Below are 8,178 nucleotides of genomic sequence, written 5' to 3'. Positions count from 1 at the left end.
TTTTAATGATAGACTCATTAACGCTTTCGCTGTTCAGTTTTCAAAGAGCATTTTGTTCGTCTCTCTCGAGGCGACTTTTCTATCTTATCATACCGTCTAGGCTTTTGCAAGATGTTTTTTAAAAAAATCTTGTTCCGCTTAGCGGCGACAATTCAATACTTTATCAAACAATGTTCAAGAAGTAAATAGCTTTTGTAACATTTCTTCTTGAAGTATTGCTTCAACCGAAGCGACAAGAAGTATCTTATCACGTATTTTTAAACAACACAAGAGGTTTTTATAATAAAATTGAATTTCTTTAAATTACATTAAAAAAGAGGCGAATCACTCGCCTCTCTCCGTTACTGTTCCATTACTCTCACAATAGATAAATGTCGAGCTTCGACTAAGTTTACGATTTTTCCACCTGTTTCGACCATTGGTCTCGTTGGGTGATTACGATCTGTAAATACGATCTTCCCAATCGTTCCATCACTTAATTCAACGAGCGTTCCTACAGCGAATTGAGTGATCCCTTCCACAAATGTGCGAACAATGGTAGGATCAAGTTTCCCGAAGCTATCCTGCACTAATTGCTCCACCACTTGATAGGGAGACAACGCCTTTTGGTGCACACGATCCGAGCTCATTGCGTGATACACATCGGCCACAGCGACGATTTTACTGTATAAATGCAGTTTAGAACCAGGCAAACCTAGTGGATAGCCTGAACCATCTTCTCGCTCATGATGTTGCAAAGCCGCTAATGCTACACCTTCACTTAAACCGTGGGATGACTTAATAATTTGGTAGCCATAAACGGTATGCTTCTTCATCTCTTCGAATTCGTCTGGCGTAAGCTTCCCTGGCTTTTGCAAAATCCGCCGATCGATTTTCGTTTTTCCGATATCGAGCAACGTACCCGCCAATGCGACCTGCATCCATTCCTTTTCAGGCACCTTGACCCATTTTGCAATCATATAGGAAATAATCCCAACCGCTATGGCATGCTCGTAGGCATAGCTATCCATCCTTGCAAAATGCCGAAGGGAGAGAAGAACTTGTGGTTGCTGCTGAAACTCCGTAATGATCGGCGTAACAACTTCCCTGACTTCCATAACTGGTATGTTATTGCCGCCTTGTACGCGGGTCATTAAATTTTTCAGTGTAGACACTGCTTTATCAAATGACTCCTGAAACACAGGTTTCGTTTGGGTAAACTTCTCAGAAGCTTCTGGCGTATCTACCTTAGTGGATTCACCTTGGTCAGTCACAGCCCCTCCTGAATCCTCTACTTGTACCTGCTTGATCATGAACGCTTCTAAGAATTGAACTTCTCTTTCATAGAGAGGGGTTCCTTTTGCGAAAAGAATGCCTCCCAATGCTGTAAATACGTCTTCAGCCAATTTCGCTCCAAGAGTCAGTTGTTTCACTTCCACATTGGGCAACCTGCTCACCACCCGATCCAACTTGTTAATGATATAGTATCCATTTCCCAATTTTACTCTAAACCCAAACCATTTGCAGGAAAAAAGCACTGGGCTGGGCAAACTTTCAGCACTTACACGAAAAAACGCCCCACATCATGCGGGACGCTTTCCTCGTGATTTTTGTTATTCCTCTATCGGTTCGGTAGGCTCGGTTGCTTCGACAGTCTCTCCGTCTTGCAGATCTTCCATTCCCTCTTCCACATCTTCATCCGACATATCCTCATCCTCAGTTGGAGGACACTTGGCGACTGATCCTACTTGCTCATTTTCAGACAAACGGATCAGTTTCACACCTTGCGTGTAACGCCCCATCACAGAAATACCTTTCATTTCTGTGCGAATGATGATACCGGAAGTGGTAATAATCATCAGATCTTCTTCAGGCTCAACCACTTTCAGCCCAACGACCGGACCGCTTCGATCGGTTACATTGTGTGTCTTAATTCCTTTACCGCCACGAGATTGAATGCGGTATTCATCAACAGGAGTCCGTTTTCCGTAACCATTAGCCGTTACAATGAGCACTTCTGCATTTGGTTTAATAACGTCCATATCGATGACATCATCATCGTCGTCAAGGGTAATCCCCTTCACACCGGTGGCGTTACGTCCCATCGTGCGTACGTCTCCCTCATTGAAACGGACGGACATGCCTTTGTGAGTACCCATGATGATTTCTTGTTGGCCATCCGTCAGACGAACACCAATCAACTCATCATCTTCGCGCAGGTTAACCGCAATCAGGCCACCTTTGCGAATATTTTCATAGGACTCCAGCGTGGTTTTCTTAATAATCCCCTTCTTGGTCGCAAAGAACAGGAAATGTTCTTGATCAAACTCCTTCACAGGGATTACCGCACTTACCCGCTCCCCTTTTTCAATCTGAATGAGATTGATGATTGGGGTACCTTTCGCTGTCCGGCTCAGGTCAGGAATCTCGAATCCTTTTAGGCGATAAGCCTTCCCTTTGCTCGTGAAGAACATGATGTAATCATGCGAGTTGGTAATGTACAGATGCTCGACAAAATCGTCATCCTTGGTTCCCAACCCCTGCACGCCACGTCCACCACGTTTTTGCGAACGGTAGGTGGAAACAGGCAGACGCTTGATATAACCATCATGCGTCAGGGTGATTACGACATCTTCCTCTGGGATCAAATCAGCATCTTCGATATGATTCTCATCGAAAGTAATTTCCGTGCGTCTTGCATCGCCAAACTTCTCTTTGATCTCACCCAGCTCTTCGCGGATGATCGCGTAGATTTTGGCTTCGTCTGCAAGAATAGAACGCAATTCAGCAATTTTCACCATGAGCTCTTGGTATTCGTTCTCGATTTTTTCTCGTTCCAAACCAGTCAGGCGTTGCAGACGCATATCGAGAATGGCCTGTGCCTGCTCGTAGGACAAGGAGTAATTTTCCATGAGTCCTGTGCGAGCTTCTTCTGTGGTTTGAGAAGATCGAATCAAGCTGATAATCTCGTCAATATGGTCCAACGCAATGCGCAAGCCTTCCAGGATATGCGCACGGGCTTCTGCTTGCTTGAGATCGTATTCGGTCCTTCTGCGGATAATGACGCGTTGGTGCTCCAAATAGTAAAAGAGCATGTCACGCAGATTCAATACACGCGGACGACTGTCAACGAGTGCCAGCATATTCACACCAAATGTAGACTGCATTTGGGTATGCTTAAACAGATTGTTCAATACAACCTTTGGAATGACGTCACGGCGCAATTCCATAACGATACGCATACCTTTGCGGTCAGACTCATCACGAAGGTCGGTAATGCCTTCGATTTTTTTCTCGCGCACTAGCTCCGCGATTTTTTCCACGAGTCTAGCCTTGTTCACCTGATAAGGAATCTCTGTTACGATGATGCGCGGTTTTCCTTTCCCATCCTCTTCAATCTGGGTTTTGGCACGCATAATAATGGAACCACGGCCTGTTTCATAGGCACGACGAATACCACTGTAACCGAGAATTTCCCCCGCTGTAGGGAAGTCAGGTCCCTTGATAATTTTCATCAAATCTTGAATCGTAATATCAGGATTATCGATCATGGCAATGACGCCATCAACAACTTCCGTCAAGTTATGCGGCGGAATATTGGTAGCCATACCTACAGCAATCCCTGATGCACCATTCAAAAGCAGGTTCGGGAAACGAGAAGGCAATACAACCGGCTCTTCTTTGCGTCCATCGTAGTTAGGAGTGAAATCGACCGTTTCTTTATCAATATCGCGCAAAAGCTCCAGCGCGAGCTTGGAAAAACGCGACTCCGTATAACGCATCGCCGCTGCCGGGTCGCCGTCTACAGAACCGAAGTTCCCTTGCCCTTCAACCAGCATGTAGCGCATGTTAAAATCTTGGGCCATACGTACCATCGCTTCATAGATGGAAGAGTCACCATGCGGATGGTAGTTCGCCATTACTTCCCCGACAACGTTTGCCGATTTACGGAACGGCTTGTCAGGAGTAAGACCCATATCGTGCATGGCATACAAAATACGCCTGTGTACAGGCTTCAAACCATCGCGAACGTCAGGCAAAGCCCGACTGACGATAACGCTCATCGCATAGCTAATGAACGATTCTCTCATTTCGTGGCTAATATCGACTTTTGGAAACCGAGCAGTTTCTTCTGCCATAAAGGGTAAACCTCCAACTGGTTATCACAATACTTCATTATACCATAGAGAGAGAGGACACGTCCAAAAAATCCAGTTGAATCAATCCATTTCCACAAGATTTTCCACGCATTTTGGCTGTGCACTCACGAATTTCGAAGTATCCCTAAATATTCCAGCTCTGTTTCACACTGGTTCATCACACAAAACAAAAAAGGCCCCTACATTCTGGCGCCTAGAAGTTCATGTTTTTTTACGTGTATTTATGACCATCTTTACAGCTTCACGACCATTTCCAATTCGGAGGAGTGAATCATTGTCTTCGTATCGATTAACAATCCGAACGTAATCGCGATCATCTGTAGTAGTTTTCTCATGGTGTATCCCTCCGTTTTTTGAATGTACTTTGATTTTACAGGGAATGAAAACCTAGTCCTATCGATTTGGGTTTCAATTTCCTTACACTCTTGTAAGATATGCAGGAAAGTATGGGAAAAGTGTGGGAAATGCCTTCAACAACTGCTTAAGTCCGTTTGACGATGTACAATAAAGTGAGAATCTAAAGGTTCGCGGAGGAATCCTATGAAGACCTTTCACATTGCTATCGTAGACGATGACATCAATATTCGTCAGATCGTCGAAGCCTATCTGCAAAAGGAAGGCTATGTTACAACTGCAGTTGAATCAGCCGAAGAGGCTATTACTTTAGAGCAAGAGAATCCCCCCGATCTATGGGTATTGGACATCATGTTGCCCGGTATGAATGGCTATGAGTTTTGCCGACGTATTCGTGCTGGATCAGAGACGCCTATCATCATGGTTTCTGCTCGGGACGAAGAAGTAGACAAAATTCTAGGATTAGAGTTAGGAAGTGATGATTATCTCACTAAACCTTTTAGCCCTCGTGAATTAGTGGCACGTGTGAATCGGGCACTCCAACGTTGGAAACAGATGAAATCCCATGCGGAAGAATCCCCTTTCACTGCGAAAGACAGTAACCCGGAAGAGGCCGCTAACAGCGCTCTTGTATTAGATAAGAAAAAACGTCTGGTCTATTCTTTTGGGGAGGAAGTAGAGGTGACCTCAAAAGAGTTTCAGGTGCTTAGCCTTTTATCGGAGCATCCGAATCGGGCTTTTTCCCGAGATGAGCTGCTTTCTCTTATATGGGGATATGATTATTTTGGAAGTGATCGAGTGGTTGATGATCTCATTCGTCGTATCCGAAAAAAGCTGGACAAGATCCCTCTCGAAACCGTCTGGGGGTTTGGGTATCGCCTGCGAACTTTGGAAGGAACCAAGGGTGAATGAGTATCCAATTTCGCATTACGTTGATGTTCGCTCTTCTTCTCTGTCTTGTCATGGGGGTATCAGCTGTTCTGATCAATTCGTTTTTGCTGGATAATTTAATCGAACAGCAAAAGAATGAATTAAACCTAAAAGGGCGATTCTGGATTGAAAAAATGGACGAATCGAAAGTAAAGATCGAAACTGAGGGAGTCGCAGAACTCGAAAAGCTTCTCGTTTCCAATCGCAAGATAGAAGTTTTGCTCTTAGGCAAAAAGAAAAAAGTACTCTATACGTCCCTGCCTTCTTCCAATTTGAATGAATGGATGGACGCCCTTGAGCGGAAAGCGGAGAAAAGGCAAAATCGAAACATATGGATGGTCGGTAGCGATGATTACGTGGTCGTTAACTTGGCTTTTAAAAACGACGAAAAGCAACGACTGATTCTTGCCTCTCCTGTCCGTGGACTAAAAGACATTCGTATGGAGATGACGAATAACATATTGTTCATCGTTTTGATTGGAGCCGTATCCACGATTTTGCTCAGCTTTTTTATTACGCGTAGTATGGTGAAGCCACTGCATAAATTGACGAGAGAAATTAAAAAGGTTCAATCGCGGCGATTTTCCGAAGTCCAGCTCATTCCTGCTCGCGGTGAGATTGCTGAAGTCTCGAATAGTGTTTACTCTATGGCACAAGAACTCGATCGTTTTCATGAAATCCAGCGGCAATTTTTACAGAATGCTTCCCACGAGCTAAAAACCCCTCTTATGTCTATTCAAGGATATGCTGAGGGAATTCGCGATGGTGTTTTTGTTGATGCTGCTGCTGAAAAAGGTTTTAATGTCATCGTAGAGGAAACCAATCGATTGAAGCATATTGTGACTGAAATTATATTGTTGGCCAAGCTTGAAGGCGAAGAGAATTTGTTTGATCCCTCATGGCATTCCGCTAATGACCTGGTGAATCGGGCCATTGAACGCTTACACCCTTTGCAGCTCCAAAACAATGTAACGATTTCAGTACGTTCGACTAAAGCCAATGACGTAGTGTACGTCGATGAAGGAAAGTTTCTTCAAGCCTTGTTGAATATTATTGGAAATGCTTTACGTCATGCCAAGGATCAAATCACGATCGAAATCAATCCAGGCAAACGCCAGCTCCAAATAGAAGTACAAGATGATGGTGAGGGCATCCCGGAAGAGCTTCTCCCTCATTTATTTCATCGTTTTGTGAAAGGAAAAAATGGTGATGTCGGACTGGGGCTAGCTATTTCTCGAGCAATTATCGAACGTTCGCACGGCCGTCTCCAAGCAGAAAATGGTCCTCTCTACGGCGCTGTTTTCCGCATTATCCTTCCCTTTTATCCGCAGCCTGAAAACTAACTAACACCCGAGTATCTAGTGTCTACTCGGGTGTTTTTCTTTCAATCAATATCTTTACAGCTACATGTTCCCGGAAATTTTCGCCGTGAGCACGTTCCTGCCAATACGCATAACCATGACAGACGCGATCAAGCAAAATATTCCCGCAATGATAAACATGAGAAAGTAACTATTTGACACGGTATAAATGACTCCTCCACCGTAAGCGGCCACAGCAGCACCTAATTGATGTGCAGCCAATATCCACCCAAACACAATTCCTGATTGCTGTTTTCCAAAAATATCGGTTGTCAACTTAAGTGTCGGAGGAACAGTGGCTACCCAATCTAAGCCATAGAAAACGATGAACAAGCCCAGGGTAAACGTAGAAGAGGAAAGCGCTGCTGGAAGCAGCATTAACGAAAATCCCCGTAAACCGTAATACCAAAACAAGAGCCAACGATTGTTAAAGCGATCCGATAGCCATCCCGACAACGTTGTACCGATAATATCAAAGATCCCTATAAGAGCGAGTAAACTTGCAGCCGTTACCGCTGGAATGCCGTACTCCATACAAGCAGCTATAAAATGAGTACCGATTAAACCATTTGTAGAGAGTCCGCAAATAAAAAAGCTGCCAGCCAACAACCAGAAATCAAAGGAACGAGATCCTCTTACTAAACCATCAACAGCTGCACGAAAAGGGTTTTGCTTGATATCTTCTATTTCCTGATCAGCTTCTGTCGCGCCAAATGCCTGAAGTCCCTTATCACTTGGTTGATCACGCATGAAGACTGCAACAATCGGAACCAAGATTAGCGCTGCTGTTGCAATCACCCACGATGCCGTACGCCAGCCATCTGATTCAGCCAAGCTTGCGAGAAGAGGGAGGAATACCAGCTGTCCTGTTGCACCGCTTGCCGTTAATATCCCCATAACCAATCCGCGTTGCTTCACAAACCAGCGATTTGCAACCATCGCTCCCAATACGGAAGCCGTGCATCCTGAACCCAGTCCAACAACGACTCCCCAAAGTACAGTCAGTTGCCAAGAGGCCTGCATCCAAGTAGTGAGGGAGGAACCCAATGCTAACAGGATGAGAGCAATGATCGTGATACGCCTTATTCCGAATCGATCCATGACTGCTGCTGCAAACGGGCCTACCAATCCGTATAGCAATAGATTAATGGACAGCGCTATTGAGATAGAAGAACGACTCCAGCCAAATTCTTGTTCAACAGGAACCATAAATACGCCAGGAGCGGAGCGAATTCCCGCACCGATCAAAAGGATAAAAAAGGTGACACCGGCAATGATCCAGGCATAGTGGAGCCGACTCGAAGAAGCTTGTTTCATAATGACATGACTCCTTTTTTAAAAATATGTCAGAAATTTCAGTTTTCAGGGAATAAAAAAAACCATCCAAGCTGGAT

Annotated in this window: 5 protein-coding genes; 2 read left to right on the top strand and 3 right to left on the bottom strand. The window is 44.7% G+C overall.

Annotated features, from left to right (window positions below; genetic code table 11):
- Positions 1 to 341: 341 nt before the first annotated feature.
- Together HP568_RS29460 and gyrA are read right to left on the bottom strand one after the other, a co-directional pair.
- Positions 342 to 1,460, bottom strand: coding sequence for an HD-GYP domain-containing protein (locus HP568_RS29460; RefSeq protein WP_048036015.1), 1,119 nt, complete (start codon positions 1,458 to 1,460; stop codon positions 342 to 344).
- A gap of 132 nt (positions 1,461 to 1,592) precedes the next feature.
- Positions 1,593 to 4,118 carry a DNA gyrase subunit A gene (gyrA, locus tag HP568_RS29455; RefSeq protein ID WP_173630940.1) on the bottom strand — a complete coding sequence of 842 codons (2,526 nt, stop codon included), beginning with the start codon at positions 4,116 to 4,118 and terminating at the stop codon, positions 1,593 to 1,595.
- Between the two features lie 561 nt (positions 4,119 to 4,679).
- Here gyrA and HP568_RS29450 point away from each other — a divergent pair.
- Together HP568_RS29450 and HP568_RS29445 are read left to right on the top strand one after the other, a co-directional pair.
- Positions 4,680 to 5,405 carry a response regulator transcription factor gene (locus HP568_RS29450; protein ID WP_048035491.1) on the top strand — a complete coding sequence of 242 codons (726 nt, stop codon included), beginning with the start codon at positions 4,680 to 4,682 and terminating at the stop codon, positions 5,403 to 5,405.
- Complete coding sequence (locus HP568_RS29445) at positions 5,402 to 6,766, top strand: sensor histidine kinase (protein ID WP_173630939.1); 1,365 nt, start codon at positions 5,402 to 5,404, stop codon at positions 6,764 to 6,766. Before HP568_RS29450 ends, HP568_RS29445 begins: the two co-directional genes overlap by 4 nt.
- A 60-nt stretch (positions 6,767 to 6,826) precedes the next feature.
- Here HP568_RS29445 and HP568_RS29440 read toward each other — a convergent pair whose 3' ends face one another.
- On the bottom strand, positions 6,827 to 8,101 hold the full coding sequence (locus HP568_RS29440) for an MFS transporter (protein WP_173630938.1): 1,275 nt from the start codon (positions 8,099 to 8,101) through the stop codon (positions 6,827 to 6,829).
- Positions 8,102 to 8,178 lie beyond the last annotated feature (77 nt).

The sequence above is a fragment of the Brevibacillus sp. MS2.2 genome, assembly GCF_013284345.1.
GTDB lineage: Bacteria > Bacillota > Bacilli > Brevibacillales > Brevibacillaceae > Brevibacillus > Brevibacillus brevis_C.
The sequence above is the reverse complement of the archived record's forward strand: the minus strand, read 5'-3'. Positions and strand labels throughout refer to the sequence as shown.

Coding starts and splice junctions, on each gene's coding strand:
- gyrA (WP_173630940.1), bottom strand. CDS start 4,118: ATGGCAGAAGAAACTGCTCGGTTTCCAAAAGTCGATATTAGCCACGAA.
- HP568_RS29450 (WP_048035491.1), top strand. CDS start 4,680: ATGAAGACCTTTCACATTGCTATCGTAGACGATGACATCAATATTCGT.
- HP568_RS29445 (WP_173630939.1), top strand. CDS start 5,402: ATGAGTATCCAATTTCGCATTACGTTGATGTTCGCTCTTCTTCTCTGT.
- HP568_RS29440 (WP_173630938.1), bottom strand. CDS start 8,101: ATGAAACAAGCTTCTTCGAGTCGGCTCCACTATGCCTGGATCATTGCC.